The sequence below is a fragment of the Actinomyces sp. ZJ308 genome (genome assembly GCF_011752065.1).
GTDB lineage: Bacteria > Actinomycetota > Actinomycetes > Actinomycetales > Actinomycetaceae > Actinomyces.
The window spans coordinates 1-16,881 of the sequence record NZ_JAAIJY010000024.1 but is presented as its reverse complement, the minus strand read 5'-3'; the positions used below and the strand labels follow the sequence as shown (position 1 = coordinate 16,881).

General features: G+C 70.5%; 12 protein-coding genes, 2 pseudogenes and 1 riboswitch. Of the genes and pseudogenes, 7 read left to right on the top strand and 7 right to left on the bottom strand.

Annotation, left to right across the window (positions count from 1 at the left end; genetic code table 11):
• Positions 1-49: 49 nt before the first annotated feature.
• The 3 genes from HCR68_RS10375 to HCR68_RS10365 all read right to left on the bottom strand — a co-directional run bounded on the left by HCR68_RS10375 (position 50) and on the right by HCR68_RS10365 (position 2,147).
• Entirely contained in the window at positions 50-415 is a 366-nt protein-coding gene (locus tag HCR68_RS10375; protein ID WP_167149218.1) for a hypothetical protein, read from the bottom strand.
• A 74-nt stretch (positions 416-489) separates the two neighbouring features.
• Positions 490-1,008, bottom strand: coding sequence for a TetR/AcrR family transcriptional regulator (locus HCR68_RS10370; RefSeq protein ID WP_167149216.1), 519 nt, complete (start codon positions 1,006-1,008; stop codon positions 490-492).
• Positions 1,009-1,097: 89 nt separating this feature from the next.
• Positions 1,098-2,147: a YdcF family protein gene (locus HCR68_RS10365; RefSeq protein WP_167149214.1), complete on the bottom strand. Its 1,050-nt coding sequence runs from the start codon at positions 2,145-2,147 to the stop codon at positions 1,098-1,100.
• An 850-nt stretch (positions 2,148-2,997) separates the two neighbouring features.
• Positions 2,998-3,142: riboswitch (TPP riboswitch) on the top strand.
• 50 nt (positions 3,143-3,192) lie between these two features.
• Between HCR68_RS10365 and HCR68_RS10360 the strand changes: the two genes are divergently transcribed.
• The 7 genes and pseudogenes from HCR68_RS10360 to HCR68_RS10330 all read left to right on the top strand — a co-directional run bounded on the left by HCR68_RS10360 (position 3,193) and on the right by HCR68_RS10330 (position 13,887).
• Positions 3,193-4,326, top strand: coding sequence for a thiamine ABC transporter substrate-binding protein (locus HCR68_RS10360; protein ID WP_243859057.1), 1,134 nt, complete (start codon positions 3,193-3,195; stop codon positions 4,324-4,326).
• Positions 4,323-6,275 (top strand): iron ABC transporter permease, encoded by a 1,953-nt coding sequence (locus HCR68_RS10355; RefSeq protein ID WP_243859056.1) that lies wholly within the window; start codon positions 4,323-4,325, stop codon positions 6,273-6,275. The genes HCR68_RS10360 and HCR68_RS10355 overlap by 4 nt, the downstream gene beginning before the upstream one ends.
• Positions 6,272-7,081: pseudogene (locus tag HCR68_RS14540) on the top strand (ABC transporter ATP-binding protein); the annotation flags it as partial. The gene HCR68_RS10355 and the pseudogene HCR68_RS14540, both read left to right, overlap by 4 nt.
• Before the next feature lie 919 nt (positions 7,082-8,000).
• On the top strand, positions 8,001-9,056 hold the full coding sequence (locus HCR68_RS10345; protein WP_167149212.1) for an ABC transporter permease: 1,056 nt from the start codon (positions 8,001-8,003) through the stop codon (positions 9,054-9,056).
• Positions 9,053-10,039: an ABC transporter permease gene (locus HCR68_RS10340; protein ID WP_167149210.1), complete on the top strand. Its 987-nt coding sequence runs from the start codon at positions 9,053-9,055 to the stop codon at positions 10,037-10,039. The genes HCR68_RS10345 and HCR68_RS10340 overlap by 4 nt, the downstream gene beginning before the upstream one ends.
• Before the next feature lie 117 nt (positions 10,040-10,156).
• Positions 10,157-11,833 carry an ABC transporter substrate-binding protein gene (locus HCR68_RS10335; RefSeq protein WP_167149208.1) on the top strand — a complete coding sequence of 559 codons (1,677 nt, stop codon included), beginning with the start codon at positions 10,157-10,159 and terminating at the stop codon, positions 11,831-11,833.
• Positions 11,830-13,887: an ABC transporter ATP-binding protein gene (locus HCR68_RS10330; protein ID WP_243859054.1), complete on the top strand. Its 2,058-nt coding sequence runs from the start codon at positions 11,830-11,832 to the stop codon at positions 13,885-13,887. Before HCR68_RS10335 ends, HCR68_RS10330 begins: the two co-directional genes overlap by 4 nt.
• 136 nt (positions 13,888-14,023) lie before the next feature.
• On the opposite strand, the gene HCR68_RS10325 is transcribed toward HCR68_RS10330, so the two are convergent.
• The 4 genes and pseudogenes from HCR68_RS10325 to HCR68_RS13980 all read right to left on the bottom strand — a co-directional run.
• Positions 14,024-14,566, bottom strand: a complete 543-nt coding sequence (locus HCR68_RS10325) for a hypothetical protein (protein WP_243859053.1) — start codon at positions 14,564-14,566, stop codon at positions 14,024-14,026.
• Positions 14,567-14,669: 103 nt separating this feature from the next.
• Entirely contained in the window at positions 14,670-15,557 is an 888-nt protein-coding gene (locus HCR68_RS10320; protein WP_347878330.1) for a DUF6571 family protein, read from the bottom strand.
• A gap of 32 nt (positions 15,558-15,589) precedes the next feature.
• Positions 15,590-16,396, bottom strand: a complete 807-nt coding sequence (locus HCR68_RS10315) for a hypothetical protein (protein WP_243859052.1) — start codon at positions 16,394-16,396, stop codon at positions 15,590-15,592.
• A gap of 271 nt (positions 16,397-16,667) precedes the next feature.
• A pseudogene (locus HCR68_RS13980) lies at positions 16,668-16,881 on the bottom strand (hypothetical protein); the annotation flags it as partial.

Genomic DNA, 16,881 nt, shown 5'->3' with positions numbered 1-16,881 from the left:
CGGCGCCCGGCCGGATTGCCCGGCCGGGCATCGGCGGGCTCAGGCGGGCTCACGCCTGGGCGGAGCGGGCGGCGGCGTTGATCCGGGCGGCCAGGCCGGCAGGGTCGTCGACCGTGAGGTAGAGGTGCGTGAAGCGCTCGTCCTCCAGGGTGATGACCAGCGTGTTCTCGTATCCGGAGATGTTCCAGAACTGCGCCGTGCCGTTGGCGTGGAAGGTCCCGGAGAGCTTGCCTCCCACCTGCAGGCCGGGGCCGCGCCATCCCTTGGGCTCGTTGCGCAGGCCGGGGTCGTGGGTGGCCCCGCGCACGTGCGCGAGCGGGAACTCCAGCCGGGAGGTGAAGGACCAGATCTGGTCCAACCCGTGCGGCTCGACGTTCAGGGTGGTGTCGGTGAGGGTGACGGTGTTGCGGCTCATGATGTCTGCTCCTCTCGCGGGCAGGGTGGCTGGATGCTGCTGTGGCTGGTTGGTGGCGGTGAGGCCGGCACGTGCTACGCCGACGGCGGGGTCGGTGCTGGTGAGGTCGAGGTGGCTGATGTGGCCGATGTGGTCGACGCGGCTGGGCTCGACGTCGCAGCGCCGGCTCGCTCCAGCAGGCGCTGACCGAGCGTCTCGGCCGTGATGCCCACCCGGCTCAGGGCGCCCTCCAGGTCCTCGCGCACGGCCGGGTCCCGGGGGGCGATCTCCATGAGGGCCACGAGGATGAGGTCGAGCTGCTCGTGACCGGCCGTAGCAGTGCTGCTTGAGGCGGCGGTCGAGGCGGCGGAGACATTGACGGCCTCGGCGGTGTCGGCCCGAGGGGCCTGGGGGCTCAGAGCGGCCAGTGCCTCGGCGAGGCAGCGCTGGAAGAGGCCGTCCTTGGATCCGAAGACCCCGTAGAGGCTGGCGCGGTTGACGCCGGTGGCCCGGACCAGGTCGTCCACGGAGGCTCCCGCGAAACCGCGCTCGGCGAAGACCGCCGTCGCGGAACCGATGGCCTCGCTCTCGACGAAGGTGCGTCGTCGTCCCACGAATCCAGAATAAGCATTCTGGAACGACCGGTCAAGAACGAGTGTTCTGAAACAGTTGCTCGACGCCCGACAGGCTTTCGCGGCCCGACCTAGGCGCCGAGGACCAGCAGCGCGTACGGAACGAAGAAGAACCCGGCGATCACGGCGCAGACGAGGGCGGGCCGGCGCCGGTAGGTCAGCACGGCGATGTACTCGCGCAGCCAGGCGTTGACGATGTAGAACCAGGCCGTGCGGGCCGGCGCCACCGCCCAGGGCACCCCCATGTCGGAGGCGAGGATCGCGGTGCGCACCGCGTGGAAGGAGCTGGTGACCAGCAGCACCTGGGGGTCGGCCATGCCGCGCTCGGCCAGGAGGTCGCGGGTGCAGGCGATGTTCGTGCGGGTCGTCGTCGAGCGGTCCTCCAGGAGGATCCGCTCGGCGGGAATGCCGCGGGCGATCGCGTAGTCGGCCATGGCGCGCGCCTCGCTGACCGGCTCGTCGGGGCCCTGCCCGCCGCTCATGACCAGCAGCGGGACCCCGGGGCGCAGGGCGTCCTCGTCGCGCCAGGCGTCGATGCCGCCCGTGATGCGCGAGCCCAGCAGGGGCCCGACCCTCCCGTTGATGAGGCCGGCGCCGTGCACCACGACGACGTCGGGGTGCGGCACGGCCCGGCGACCGCCCCAGATCCGCTGCACCACCGTCTGGGCTAAGAAGATGAGCAGGAAGACACCCAGGTAGGCGCAGGCGCAGAACATGAGGGCGGCCGCCAGCAGGGCCCAGGGGCTGGCGGTGGCCACCAGGAACAGGGCAGCCACCGGTGTGGCGATGAGGCCCAGTCCGGCCATCAGGCACAGCAGGTTGCTCAGACGCCGGCCCTCACGGCGGATGAGGACGACGCCGTTGAGCATGAGCAGGAACGGCATGAGGGTGATGAGCAGGAAGAAGGCGGCGGCTGCCAGCCCCACCGGGACGTTGAGGGTCGGGATGAGGGAGGTGAGGTGGAGCAGTACGCCCAACGCGGAGCCAGCCAGGAGCAGGAACAGGACCCCGTTGCGCAGCCGGCGGTTGTCGCGGCGCCGCGAGGCCCTCAGGAGCAGCCACCACGGCACCAGGATGGCGACGTCGACCAGTAGTGCGGAGAAGAACCAGGGTGCGTGCATCGGGTGGGTTCCTCTCGTGGTGCAGGGGGCTCGTTTTTCTTGGTCGCTGGGGAGTGAGCGCTTCCCGGCATGGAGCGGGACGGCGGAGGGCCGACGAGCCGGCGCTCATCATAGGTCCGGAGTCGGGCGGTGCCGCCCCGCGCTCCTGTGACCAGGCTAGGAGGCGCCGCGAGGTGGGCGTGAGCGCCCTTGGGACGATTCGCGGGGCGGCCCTCTCCGCCCTTGGGATGACGGAGCTCTCCTCGGCTCCTCCCAGGGGTGAGGTTGGCGGGCTTCAGACGGCGGGGGTGCGGGTGAGCGGGCGAGTCCGACGGGCCTGGCGCCGGCTGCTGCGGGCGCGCGGTCGTACCTTAGGTCTCGCGTTCGAGGGGTAGAGGGTACGACCGCGCGACCTACCCCACGAACGCGAGGGGCTGGGATCGCAGCGCTGGGCATCATGATGTGGACCCGCTCGCCGTCGCAGTTGAGGCGGTTGCCGCCAGAGCTTCGGCGTCATGAGGTGTGGGGTCATCCGGTTTCAGCGGATGAGCCGCCCTGGGGTCGGAGCTGGTGGACGCCAGTGGTGCGATCGGTGTGAAAGTGTCCAGGAGGGACGACTTTGACGGCGGCCTCACCGAGCTTCTGCGCTTGGGTTCCCGGCTGAGACGGCCCCGCGCTCAGGAGGCGCCCCGACCTCAGGGGCCTGTGCTCTGACCCCGCGGAATCCTGCGGCTCGCGTTCGGGTCGTGACGTGTCCGCGGCGTTCATGTCCGCTGCCTGGACACCGATACCACTGGGATCCCCTGGAGACCGGTCTCAGGGTCCTCGCGCCGGAGTTGGTGTCGGCGGCGGGCGGGGAACTACAGTTGACCTGCAACGACAGGGGAGCGCCCCGTCGTCGGCCCGGCCCCGACTGGCCGATGGGCCGCCGCCGACGGCGCTGAGAGTGCGGAAGCCCGCAGACCCTCGAACCTGCTCCGGTTAGCACCGGCGAAGGAAGTCGAGACATCTCCCCGGCGCGCCGCAGGTGGCCGCCGGGCCCTCCGGAGAACCATCGGAGGCACATATGACTACCCAGTCCACTCAGTCCGGCCGCCGGCCGGCCCGACCCGCCCGCCCGGCCTCGTCCGCCCGAGCACTGCTGCCCGCCCGCCCGACCCTCAGCCGCCGCGCACTGCTCGCCGGCACCGCCGCCGGCGCCGTCGGCCTGGGCCTGGCCGCCTGCGGCAGGAGCGGCAAGACCGACTCCAAGACCGTCACGGTCGTCACCCACGACTCCTTCCACGTCTCGGACGACCTCATCAAGGCCTTCACCTCCGAGACCGGCTACACCCTCAAGGTCGCCACCTCCGGCGACGCCGGCGCCCTGGTCAACAAGCTCGTCCTGACCAAGGACGCGCCGCTGGGCGACGCCGTCTTCGGCATCGACAACACCTACGCCTCCCGCGCCCTCGACCAGGGCGTCATCGACACCTCCGCCACCGTCACCCTGCCCCAGAGCGCCGAGGGCTACGTCGTCGCCGACACCCCGGCCCTCGCCCCGATCGACGTCGGAGACGTCTGCCTCAACATCGACACCGGCTACTTCACCGGCAAGGGCCTCACGCCTCCGGCCACCTTCGAGGACCTGACCAAACCCGAGTACAAGGGCCTGCTCGTGGCTATCAACCCCACGAACTCCTCGCCCGGCATGGCCTGGCTGCTGGCCACCATCGGCCACTTCGGCGCAGGCTCCTTCGCCGACTACTGGAAGCAGCTCGCCGCCAACGACGCCCGGATCGCCGAGGACTGGACCAGCGCCTACGAGACCGACTTCTCCGCCGGCGGCAAGGGCACCTACCCCGTCGTCGTCTCCTACGCCTCCTCCCCCTCCTTCACGGTCTCCGACGACGGCGCCTCCAGCTCCACCTCCGCCCTGCTGGACACCGCCTTCCGCCAGGTCGAGTACGCCGGGGTCCTCAAGGGCGCCGCCAACCCCGAGGGCGGCAAGGCCTTCGTGGAGTGGATGCTCTCCAAGGCCGTCCAGGAGGACATCCCCGGCCAGATGTACATGTACCCGGTCCTGCCCGACGCCACCCTGCCCGAGGCCCTGACCAAGTTCGGGCCGCTGTCCATCGCGCCGGTGAGCGTGGAGCCCGAGGAGATCACCGCCCACCGCGAGGAGTGGCTGAACACCTGGACCGAGGCCGTCGGCAAGTGACCGGGCCGCGCGAGGAGACCCCGGGACCCGACGTCGGCTCGCGAGCCGGCGCCGGGACCGAGCCGGCCGCCTCCACCGCCTCAGCCCGCTCAGCCGTCGGGGGCTCCCAGCCCATGGCGACGGCTGTCCCGGCCGGGGTGGCCGCTGATGCGCAGCCGTCGGCGGAAGGGCCGGTCGGAGGAGTCACCGCGCGAGCCGACGCCGGGACCGGCAGCGGGCGGGGCCGGCCGGGCGGACCCGGCGGGCCCCGCCCGGGCTGGGGCGAGCGCATCGGCTGGAGTCTGGCCGTGGCCTGCCCGCTGGCCTTCCTGGCGGTCTTCTTCGCCTGGCCCGTGGCCACGCTCATGGGCCGCGGCCTCGCCCCGGACGGCGCCCTGGACCTGGGCGGCTTCGGCGAGGTCCTCACCCGCGAACGCACCTGGCGGATCCTGGGGCAGACCCTCACCCAGGCCACCCTCGGCACCGCCGTGTGCGTGGCCCTCGGCGTCCCCGGGGCCCTCGTGCTCTACCGGCGCTCCTTCCCCGGACGCGACCTGCTGCGCGGGGTGGTCACCGTGCCCTTCGTGCTGCCGACCGTCGTCGTCGGCGTCGCCTTCCACGCCCTGGTCACCCGCGGCGGCCCCCTGGAGGCCCTGGGGCTGGACGGGACGCTGACCGCGGTCGTGGCCGCGCTGGCCTTCTTCAACTACGGGCTCGTGGTGCGCACCGTGGGCACCATGTGGTCGCGGCTCGACCCGCGCGCCGTGGAGGCCGCCCGGGCGCTCGGGGCATCGCCGGGTCGGGCCTTCGCCACCGTCACCCTGCCCGCGCTGGCGCCCGCGATCGCCTCGGCCGCGTCCCTGACCTTCCTGTTCTGCGCCACCGCCTACGGGGTGGTGCTCGTGCTCGGCGGGGTGGGGATCGGCACCATCGAGACCGAGATCTACCGGCTGACCACCCAGTACCTCGACCTGCGGGGCGCCGCCGTCCTGTCCGTGGTCCAGCTCGGCGTCATCGCGCTGGCCCTGTGGGTGGCCGAGCGGGCGCGCGCCGCCACCCAGACGCGCCTGCGCCTGCGCACCGAGGTCCCGGCCCCGCGGCTGCGCGCCGCCGACGCCCCCGCGCTCGCGGTCACCGCTGCCACGGTCGTGGGGCTGCTGGTGGCGCCGATGGCGGTGCTCGTGGTGCGCTCGCTGCAGCGCGACGGCGTCTGGACCCTGGCGAACTACACCGACCTGGGCACGACCGGCGGGCGCAGCGCCCTGCTCGTGACCGTGTGGGAGGCGGCCGCCAACTCGGTGAGCGTGGCCGTGGCGGCCGCGGCCATCGCCCTGACGCTGGGGGCGGCCGTCTGCCTGGTCGTCTCGCGCCGGCCCCGCAGCCGGGCGCTGGCCCGGGTCATCACCGGGCTCGACGCCGTCTTCATGCTGCCGCTGGGCGTCTCCGCCGTGACAGTCGGCTTCGGCTTCCTCATCACCCTGGCGCGCCCGCCGCTGGCCCTGACCCGCTCCTGGTGGATCCTGCCGCTGGCGCAGGCCGTGGTGGCCGTGCCGCTCGTGGTGCGTACCCTGCTGCCGGCGCTGCGCGCCATCGACCCGCGCCAGCGCGAGGCCGCGGCCGCCCTGGGGGCCGGGCCCGTCCGGGTGCTGCTGACCGTGGACGGGCCCCAGCTGCTGCGCGCCGGCGGGCTGGCGGCCGGCTTCGCCCTGGCGACCTCACTGGGGGAGTTCGGGGCGACGTCGTTCCTGGCTCGGCCCCAGGAGCCGACGCTGCCGGTGGTCGTCTACCGGCTCATCGGCAGCCCCGGCTCCCAGAACCAGGGGATGGCCCTGGCCGGCGGTGTGGTCCTGGCGGTGGGCAGCGCCGCCGTCATGCTCGGCTGCGAGTGGCTCCAGACCCGGTTCGGGCCCGGAGGAGGACGTGGAGGCGGCCGCGCGGTGGCCGGAGCGAACGGAGGTGGGCGGCGATGAGCCCGGAGACCAGTGGTACCAGCGCTTCTGCGGGCCTGTCGGTGCGCGGGCTCGCCGTGACTTACGGGAACCTGCGCGCCGTCGACGGCGTCGACCTGGAGGTGAGCGCCGGGGAGGTCGTCGCCCTCCTGGGGGCCTCCGGCTCGGGGAAGTCCTCGCTGCTGCGGGCGGTGGCCGGCCTGGAGGACGTGGCCGGCGGCGAGGTCGCCTGGGGCGGGCGGGACATGGTGCGCGTACCCGTCCACAAGCGTGGCTTCGGCCTCATGTTCCAGGACGGCCAGCTCTTCGAGCACCGCGACGTCGGCGGCAACATCGCCTACGGACTTACCGGTCTGCCGCGCGCCCGCCGCGATGAGCGGGTGCGCGAGATGCTCCGGCTCGTCGGCCTGCCCGGGTTCGAGCGGCGCCGGGTGACGACCCTGTCCGGCGGTCAGGCCCAGCGGGTGGCCCTGGCCCGGGCGCTGGCTCCGGCGCCCCGGGTCCTGCTGCTCGACGAGCCCCTGTCCGCCCTGGACCGGGCGCTGCGCGAGCAGCTGGCCACCGATGTGCGCGCAATCCTGCGCCGGGGCGGCACCACCGCGCTCTACGTCACCCACGACCAGGACGAGGCCATGACCGTGGCCGACCGGGTCGGCGTCATGGAGGCCGGCCGGCTCCTGCGCATCGACACCCCCGAGCGCCTATGGGCCGACCCCGGCAGTCGCAAGGTGGCGCGGTTCCTGGGACTCGACGTCATCGGCGACCTCGCCCTGGCCCCCGGCGCGCTTCGCGTGGTCGGCGCGCCGGGCGGGCCGCAGGAACAAGGGGGTGTGAAGGGCGAAAAGTGTCACTCCCGGAGACTTTTAAGTGCCTCGGGTGATGAGGAACCGCATGATTCCAACGCCGCAATCCGGAAAGCGGGTGCTGGTGCGGGGGTAAAAGTCTCCCGCTGTGACACTTCGGAGGATTCGGAGCCCGGGCAGGAGGGTGCGTCGCGGGCTGCGACTGACGCCCTTGAGTCTGGTGAGGCTCGTGAGGTCGGTGTGACGTCCCGGTCTGCGGGCGAGTACTCTCAGTCGCCCACGGACACCAAGGCGTCTGCGGCGGCTGAGCTCCCGGTGTTGCAGAACCCGATGCTGCATGGCACCGTGCGGGCCTCCCGACTACGCCGTGGCCAGTGGGAGGCCGAGGTCGAGCTGGATCCCGCGCAGCTCGCCGGGCTGGCTGAGCTGACTGAGCGGGCCGAGTTAGCCGAGCGGGCCGGTGCCGCACCCGTCGCCGGTGATGACAGTGAAGGCGAACCCGCCCGTGCCACCGCACTGGCCCAGCGCCCCTACGCCTGCGGCGAGCGCGTCGACCTGCGCCTCGACCCCACTCGCACCGCCCGACTGTGAGAGGCAGCGGAGCAGGCGCTCCGCCGACGCCGCGGTCGTACCTTATGTCTCGCATTCGAGGGGTAGAGGGTACGAACGCGAGGCCTACCCTACGAACTCGATACGAGCCGCGGAGCAATGAGGAGCGCTGCGGAGTGCGGAGGGTCGGGAGGCGCGCCCGCGGCTCCGGCCTGCGTGACTGAGACGACTTTCCCGGTTCGTCAGACTTCCTGCTACTGTCTGCTCGTTATCTTCAGGCGCCGTCAAGGAGAACGTCATGGGCAAGCGAATGTGGAGCTGTTGCTGTCGCTGACGACAGCCCCTCGTCCTATTCGCTGAGCGCCCTGCTCCTGACACCCTGTGAGGTGCCCCCGTGCACTCGTCCACCCCGGACACCCCTGTCTCCGACGCCGCCACGACCAGCCCCGCTGACTCCGTCGACGCCGCTTCCACCGTTGACGCGACCGGCGCAGCCGACCCGACTGACCTCGCCGACGCCCCGGCCCCCGCGGCCGACCGCGCCTTCCACGAGCGCCCCGGCGGCTCCCGTCAGGTCTGGCGCCGCCTGGCCGCCGACCGCTGGGCCCTGGCCGGAGGCGCCGTCGTCATCGCCACCACCCTCGTGGCCCTCCTCGCCCCCTGGATCACCCGCGCCTTCGGCGTGGACCCCTACACCTACCACCTCGACCTGCTCACCCCCTCCGGCGTCCCAGCCGGCCCCCTGGGCGGCGTCAGCGCCGCCCACCCCTTCGGCGTCGAGCCGCAGACGGGCCGCGACCTGTTCGCCGTCGTCGTCGAGGGCACCCGCACCTCCTTCTCCATCGGCATGGGCGCCACCGTTTTGTCGATGGCCATCGCCATCGCCCTGGGGCTGAGCGCCGGCTACCTCGGCGGCTGGTGGGACGCCATCGTCTCGCGCCTGACCGACATCACCCTCGGCTTCCCCCATCTGGTCTTCATGATCGCCATCTCCGCGATCATCCCCGCCACCGCCCCGCGCCTACCGGTCATGATCCTCATCATCGGGATCCTCGGCTGGCCCTCGACCGCCCGCGTCCTGCGCTCGCGGACCATGGCCGTGCGCAAGCGCACCTTCGTGGGCGCCTCGCGCGCCATGGGCGCCGGAGGCCTGCACATCATGACCACCCAGGTCCTGCCCAACCTCGTGGCCACCATCATCGTGCTCACCACCATCTCCATCCCCGGCAAGATCACCGCCGAGGCCGCCCTGTCCTTCCTCGGGGTGGGCGTGCCCCCGCCGACGCCGTCCTGGGGCCGCTCCATCGGCTCGGCCATCACCTGGGTCGCCACCGACCCCTGGTACCTCGTCTTTCCGGGCGCCGCCCTGTTCCTGGTGACCCTGGCCTTCAACCTCTTCGGCGACGGCCTGCGCGACGCCCTCGACCCCAGGACCGGTGAGAGACGATGAACCGCCTGCGCTTCCTGAGCCTGCGGCTGGCCCGCACCCTGCTCACCCTCGTCATCATCGTCTTCATCACCTTCGCCATCTTCTCCCTGTGGCCCTCCGACCCGGCCACCCTGGCCTGCGGCAAGCCCTGCACCCCGGAGAACCTTGAGCGCGCCCGCACCTTCATGGGCTACGACCTGCCCTGGTACACCCAGTTCTGGCACTACCTCCAGGGAATCGTCGCCGGGCGCACCTTCGGCGAGGGCTCCGGCGCCATCTCCTGCGCCGCCCCCTGCCTGGGCTACTCCTTCCGCCTGTCGACGCCGGTGAGCGACCTCGTGGCCACCCGCCTGCCCGTGACCGCCTCGATCGCCGTGGGCGCCGCCGTCCTGTGGCTGGCCATCGGCGTGGGCGCCGGTGTTGTCTCCGCCCTCAGGCGCGGCTCGCGCCTGGACCGCACCATCATGACCGGCACCGTCCTGGGTGTCTCCTCCCCGGCCTACCTCGTGGGGCTGCTGGGCATCCTCCTGTTCGGCTTCACCCTCGACATGGTGCCGGTGTCCGGCTACGTCCCCTTCGCCGAGAGCCCCCTGGACTGGGCCTGGCACCTCATCCTGCCCTGGTGCGTGCTCGCCCTCATCTCCGCGGCCGTCTACGCCCGCATGGTGCGCGGCGAGATGCTGGAGAACCTCGGTGAGGACTACGTGCGCACCGCCCGCGCCGTCGGCCTGCCCGAGCGGCGGGTCGTGGGCCGCCACGTCATGCGCAACATCTCCCTGCCGGTGGTCACCTACTTCGCCCTCGACCTGGGCGGCCTGCTGGGCGGCGCGGTCATCACCGAGCGCGTCTTCTCCATGCAGGGCCTGGGCGCCCTCCTCATGGACGCCGTCGGCACCTCCGACGTCCCCGTCGTCATGGGAGTCACGCTCGTGGCGGCCGCCTTCGTCATCGTCGCGAACCTCCTGGCCGACGTCGTCGCCACCCTCATCGACCCCCGCCTCTAGCCGGCCGGCAGCCTCTTGGCCCCGCCGGACCCTCCCACCCCTCCTCCGGCGCCGACGGCGTCGGGACCCCGACCCGGCGGCCCACCACGGGTCGACCGCAGCACAGGAAGGACACCCATGTCTGACACCCACCGCACCCTCATCGGCTCGCGCCGCGCCTTCCTGGCCGGCACCGGCATGACCGCCCTGACTGCGCTGACCCTGGCCGCCTGCGGGGCCAACTCGCGCTCGTCGTCGGGCGCCTCGGCCAGCGCCAAGGCCGGCGGCAACCTGACGGTCCTGACCTCCGCCTCGGACGTCGGCTGGGACCCCGCCAAGAGCCAGTCGATGCCCATGACCTCGCTGGGCCTGGTCCACCGGCGCCTGACCACCTGGAGGCTGGCGCCGGGCAAGCCCGTCGAGCTCGCCCCCGACCTGGCCACCGACACCGGCAAGGTCTCCGACGACGGCCGGACCTGGACCTTCACCCTCAAGAAGGGCCTCAAGCTCTCCGACGGCTCAGCCATCACCTCGGCCCACATCAAGCACGGCGTCGAGCGCTCCTTCGCCCCGGCCCTGTCCGGCGGCCTGGGCTACCACAAGTCCCTCCTGGCCGGCGCCGAGGGCTACCAGGGCCCCTACTCCGGCGCCCACCTGGACTCCATCGAGACCCCCGACGAGTCCACCATCGTCTTCCACCTCGCGCGGGCCTTCGGCGACTGGCCCTGGATCGTCGCCCAGCCGGCCTTCGCCCCGGTCCCCGAGGGCGACGACCCCGCCACCTACTCCCATGAGCCCGTCGCCTCGGGGCCCTACCAGGTCGGCGAGTACAAGCAGGGCTCGTCCATCACGCTGACGCGCAACCCGAGCTGGTCCAAGGACACCGACGACGTGCGCCTCGCCCTGCCCGACACCTTCACCTTCTCCCTGGGCCAGGACGAGACCACCGCCTCCCAGCGGCTCATCGCCGACTCCGGGGACGACCGCCACGCCTTCGGCGCCGACCTCGTCTCGGCCGCCCAGCTCGCCCAGGTCTCGGCCAACGAGAGCGCCAAGTCGCGCCTGGCCACCAGTCCCGAGGGCGGGCCGCTGACCTTCCTGGCCATCAACGTCGAGCGCGTCAGCGACCTCGACGTGCGCAAGGCCATCGCCCACGCCGTCGACAAGGCCGCCGTCGTCGCCGCCCTGGGTGGGGAGCTGGGCGCCCAGGCGGCCACCACCTACATCACCCCGGGCATCCCCGGCCGCCAGGACTACGACCTCTACCCCCACGACGCCGCCAGGGCCAAGGAGCTGCTGACCGGCAAGACCGTGCCGGGCCTGGTGCTGCTCACCGACAACCGTGCCGCCTCCAAGGCGGTCGCCGAGGCCGTGGGCCAGTCCCTCAAGGAGGCCGGCCTGCAGGTGACCATCGAGGCGGTCGAGCCCGACACCTTCACCGAGCGCGCCACCAAGGGCGACGGCTCCACCTACGACCTGGCCATCGCCAGCTGGAACCCGGACTACCCCTCGGCCAACGCCAACATCCAGCCGCTGTTCGCCTCCTCCGAGATCGGCTCCGGCGGCGTCAACTACGCCCGCTACTCCAACGCCGAGGTCGACGCTGCCATCACCCAGGCCCAGGCCGATCTCGACGCCACGGCGGCCCAGACCCAGTGGGCGGCCCTGGACCGCAGGATCGCCGAGGAGGTGCCCGTGGTGCCCCTGGCCTACCGGCGCAACTCCTTCCTGCACGGCTCGGGCGTGGCCGGGCTCTTCGTCGAGTCCTACCCCGCCTACCCCAGCTACCAGGTGATCGGAGTGAGCGCCTCATGAGTGAGCGGACCCGGGACGCCGGTGCGCCGAGGGACGAGGTGCCCCAGCCCCCGGCCGACGGCGCCGGCGGAGCGGTTGGGGCGGCTGACGCTGCTGGTGCCGCCGGCCCTGCCCAGCTCGACGCCGTCGGGGCGGCGCTGAGCCTGCGCGGCTTCGGCGTCACCTTCGCCGGTTCCGACGCGCCCGCCTCCACCGGGATCGACCTGGACCTGCGGCCCGGCCGGGTCCAGGCCCTCGTGGGCGAGTCCGGCTCCGGCAAGTCGGTGACCGCGCTGGGCGCCCTGGGTCTGCTGCCTCCCACCGCCACCGTCTCCGGCTCGGCGCGCGTCGTCGACCCCGCCGGTGACGGAGACGGGACCGGCGCCGCTGGGGCCGCTGCTGGGGCCGCCGCCCTCGCCGTCGAGCTCGTGGGCGCCTCCCGCCCGGTGCTCGACGACGTGCGCGGGCGGCTCGTCGGCACCATCTTCCAGGAGCCGACCACGGCCCTGAACCCCCTGGAGACCATCGCCTTCCAGATCGGCGAGGCCGTGCGCGCCCACCCCGGCGCCTTCCGGCGGGCCGGTACCCAGGCCGGTACTGAGCCCAGCAGCAAGACCGGCGGCGGGGCCGGTGCAGCGGCCGGTGCCGGGCGCCGTCGTCGACCGGGACGGGCCGGCCGGTCCGCTGGGCCCCGCAGGCTCGGCCGCGCCGAGGTCGACGCCCGCGTGCGCGAGCTGCTGACCCGCGTGGGCCTGGGCGGCAAGGGCGGCGAGGAGCTCGAGCGCATCGCCCGCTCCCACCCCCACCAGCTCTCCGGCGGCCAGCTCCAGCGCGCCTGCATCGCCCTGGCCATGGCCTGCGACCCGCCGGTGCTCATCGCCGACGAGCCCACCACCGCCCTCGACGTCACCGTCCAGGCCGGGATCCTCGACCTGCTGCGCTCCCTGACCCGGGACGAGGGCGTGGCGGTCCTGCTCATCACCCACGACATGGCGGTCGTCGCGGACGTGGCCGACGACGTCGCCGTCATGCGTCGTGGGCGCATCGTCGAGCGCGGCGCCGTGCGTGAGATCTTCGAGGCGCCCAGGCATGAATACACCCGCGAGCTGCTCGCCGCCGTGCCGCGCCTGGACTCCCTGCGCCAGGAGGACCCCTTCGCCGCGGTCGCGCGCGAGTCCGAGGCGCCGGGTGGGAAGGACTCCGAGCCCGTCGTCGCCGTCGAGGGCCTGAACGTCGTCTACCGCAACGGGCGGCGCACGGTCCACGCCGTGCAGGACGCCTCACTGACGATCGCGCCGGGCGAGGTCCTGGGGCTGGTGGGTGAGTCCGGCTCGGGCAAGTCCACGATCGCCGGGACCCTCACGGGGCTGGTGCCCATCGCCTCGGGCAGCGTGCGCGTCGACGGCGTCGAGGTGGCCGGGGCCAGGCGCCGCGACCTGCTGCCCGTGCGCCGATCGACCGGCGTCGTCTACCAGAACCCTGCCTCCTCCCTCAATCCGCGGCGCACCGTGGGGGCCTCGATCGCCGAGCCCATGCTCATCCACGGCGGTTTCGACTCCCCGGCCAGGCGGGCCCGCGTGCGTGAGCTGCTGGAGGCGGTGCGCCTGCCGGCCGCCATGGCCGAGCGCTACCCCCACGAGATGAGCGGCGGCCAGCGCCAGCGCGTGGCGATCGCCCGCGCCCTGGCCCTGGATCCCCGCCTGGTGATCGCCGACGAGCCCACCAGCGCCCTGGACGTCTCCGTGCAGGCGGTGGTCCTGGACCTGCTGCGCTCGCTGCAGGCCGAGCTGGGCTTCGCCTGCCTGTTCGTCTCCCACGACCTGGCCGTCGTCGACTCCATCGCCGCGCGCACCGTGGTGCTCAGTGGCGGCCGGGTCGTGGAGTCCGGGCCCACCGAGCAGGTGCTGGCCCGCCCGCGCCAGGACTACACCCGGCGCCTGGTGGCGGCCGTGCCCGTGCCCGACCCGGCCGTGCAGGCCGCCCGCCGCGAGCGCCGCCGGGCCCTCCGGGGCGAGTCTGCCGAGGCCACTGAGGCCGCCGAGAGTAATCCTCATGCCGTCAATAATCTGTCTTGAGACCCGTAAATTAGACGTCGTTATTTCGGTGCATGTGTTGGTTTGGAATAACGGAGGGCTGGTGTCGTTGTCAGTGCGATGGTGAGGGTCGTGGCGTCAGGGGTGCTGCGTCGTCCATTCCGAGTGCTAGCTGGATCTATGGGTAGTAAGTCAGGTCCTGGCTGGGTCCTGCTGCTATTTGAGGGACTTTCGGTGCGAAGATCTTGGTGATAGACGACGCTATCTCACCGCCGTTCGAGATCTTCTCGACATAGAAGCTGTTTCGTACGACGAGTGTGATGAGAAGCGTGCCGTCCGGGTACTGCCACACCGCTGTCCAGTTGTTAGTGTCCAGCGGAAACGTCACACCTTCGCCGTCGACACCCTCAATGGTGAAGCGGGTTGCGTCCTGCTGTGCTGCAGCCTCCGAGTAATTGTGGATGCCGTACAGTGCTGCAACATCTATTTCCGCAGACGATTTATATTCCACCTCAAAGTGAGCTACCTCAACCTGCGGTTCGGAGAATGTGTACGCTGTGCAAGAATAAGAAGGTTTTAGACTGTTGTCGTGATAGTAGAAAAACTTTCGAATTTGCTGACCCAGCACTCTCTCGATGTCTCCTGTGACGCCTACTTCACACAGTGGGATATTATTTGCTACTGCTGCCGTGCTTGAGGCGGATGCCTTCGCCGCTCTCATGGAGTTTATAGGGTAGCATCCACTCAAAATAAGAAGAACAGTTGCAGCCCCGCACAGCACTCTCGGTGAGACAAGAGTATTCACTGTCATTTTCAACTTGTTCCTACCCTTTTCGGTTCTTAGCGTCTTCGATTCCGTTTTCGCGCCCCTTAGCGGATTTTCCCATAAATTCTTTGCTTAGTGCTGTGAGGGAGGGGTCTCCTGCGACGGTTCTTTGTCCGTCGGGCGCGCTGGAGTCCGGTATCGTTGAGGTGTGCCTGGAGATGGTGTCGGTCCAGGACTTGACGTCTTTCAGATCCTCCTGGGATGCGTTGGACAGGTCGATTCCGTGTGTTCCATCGCTGTTGGTGGTAATCCAAGCGTACTGCTCGGAGCCCGGCACGGAGAAGTCTTTCTCGTCCAGCAGTCTTGCGTTCGCCGCGTCCCGCACCGCGTAGGCCCACATCTGCTCGTCGGGGTTGGTATTCATGGTCGACTCGACCTTGTTTGCGCCGAACACCTCGTCGGTCACCAGAGGGGTTGTCAGGGTTGTTGTTGCCAGGGATGCTCCTGTCTGGAATGGGGCGCTGAGGCCTCCTGTGGCCACTGTTGTGAAACCTGTTAGAGCATCGGTCGCGGAGCCCGCGTTCCAGGCCTGGGTCAGCTCAGGTGCGCAGTTCGCCAGAAGAGTCCCGAGGTTGGCCTTTGCGTCACCATTATACTTGACGGCATTATCTGATTGCTGCCACGGCCACTCATCGGGATCGTAGTCAGGCACGTTCGCCGCAAGCTCATGAATGGCGACACCAGTGAGTTGGTGCGCTCGCTCGCTTTCGGAGGCGCCGCCTGTAGGGCTCTCCACCGTTGAGGCGCGTTTGCTGGACACCGAGGCGACTGCTGCCGTGAGCCCTGCGAATCCTGCCGGGTCCCAGCTCCAGTCGTATTTTGATAGCGCTTCCACGCGACCAGTGTTGACGGTCCCGTCCTTCCCGCTGGGGGCGAGGTACTTCAGTGGGGGCCTGGAGGTCAGGCATTGTTGTCATGTCAGTTCTGGCGTGGGTTGTTGCTGTTGGTGTTCAGGGTCTGGACCTCGGCGACGGGCAGGTCCACGGTGCTGGTGGTGGTGATGGCCGGCAGGGTCCCGCTGGTCCCGTCGGTGGCGGTGTAGGAGGCGGAGTAGGCCACCTGGATGCTCAAGGGTGTGGTGCCGCCCAGGTGAGCACTGGAGCGGTTGAAGGAGATCGTGCAGGGACTTGACCCTTCCGGCATCCCCTGGTGCCACGCAACACCGAAGCCCTGGCAGGAGGCCTTGCCGTCAGGGGCGGACAGCTGCAAGCCCGACGACGACGCGCTCACCGTCACCGACGTGGCCCCAGCCGTGGCCGTCGCCTTGACACTCGTCGGCGTCTCCCCGGTGGCCCACACCCAGGTGTCCATCCCCACCAGGGTGGCACCCCGGTCCCCGACCTTGGGATTGGTCTCCACCGTCGGGGCCGGGATCTTGACGACCTTCCATGCGGCCCGGGCGAGCCGACCGGCCGAGACGCGGGGAGCCGGCGGGCCGGCGCCGGGCTCGACCCAGATGAACTCATCAGGATTACTCGCATAGAACTCACGGATCTCCCGAGCGTCCTCAGCCCTCTCCTCCTCAGAGACAGGAGAGCCACCAAGAGCGGGAGACAGGTACAGCATGTCGCAGGACCGCACGTACCAGCTCCCCTGAGTATCGTTCTTGTGCTTCTCATAGTCCGGAAGACCCTGACCGGTGTAATGGGTCTGCGCTCCGCCCAGGTCCCCAACACTGCCGCTCGCGCTGCCCCCGCCCTTGGCCGCAAGTTCGGCCGGACTCATGAAGTGAACATACTTGCAAAGCGGGTCCACCGTCACCGTCTCCGACGACGAGGATGTGACACCCCCACCGCCACCACCCGACCCGACCGTCGTGTACTCCACCGTCACCGACGCCACAATCTCACCACCACCATCACCCGACGCCGACGCACCCCCACCAGCAGTAGTTTTTCTTGCCTCTGCGACAGAAGAAAATGAGACGAGCCCTGCAACTATGAGCATAACGAATAAGCTAGTCCTTGAAAAACGCGTCTTTCTCATCTCGCACCCCTTAGTCAACAGAGCATTCCCCGTCCTTTCCCTGCTGTTCTTGAATGGCTAGCCAGGAGTTATTACCGGAAAGCGTCATCCTTGTCGCTAACGGCACCTGGATCCTGTGCGCCTGCGTCGTCACGTCATTGCCGCTCTCGTCAAGCATCGTCATTTTTCTTTGATCAACGCACATCGTCACCTGCGCCGTCGTCCCGCCGTCATCCACGTAAATA

Coding starts and splice junctions, on each gene's coding strand:
- HCR68_RS10335 (WP_167149208.1), top strand. CDS start 10,157: ATGTCTGACACCCACCGCACCCTCATCGGCTCGCGCCGCGCCTTCCTG.
- HCR68_RS10340 (WP_167149210.1), top strand. CDS start 9,053: ATGAACCGCCTGCGCTTCCTGAGCCTGCGGCTGGCCCGCACCCTGCTC.
- HCR68_RS10360 (WP_243859057.1), top strand. CDS start 3,193: ATGACTACCCAGTCCACTCAGTCCGGCCGCCGGCCGGCCCGACCCGCC.
- HCR68_RS10365 (WP_167149214.1), bottom strand. CDS start 2,147: ATGCACGCACCCTGGTTCTTCTCCGCACTACTGGTCGACGTCGCCATC.
- HCR68_RS10325 (WP_243859053.1), bottom strand. CDS start 14,566: ATGAGAGCGGCGAAGGCATCCGCCTCAAGCACGGCAGCAGTAGCAAAT.
- HCR68_RS10315 (WP_243859052.1), bottom strand. CDS start 16,396: ATGAGTCCGGCCGAACTTGCGGCCAAGGGCGGGGGCAGCGCGAGCGGC.
- HCR68_RS10330 (WP_243859054.1), top strand. CDS start 11,830: ATGAGTGAGCGGACCCGGGACGCCGGTGCGCCGAGGGACGAGGTGCCC.
- HCR68_RS10375 (WP_167149218.1), bottom strand. CDS start 415: ATGAGCCGCAACACCGTCACCCTCACCGACACCACCCTGAACGTCGAG.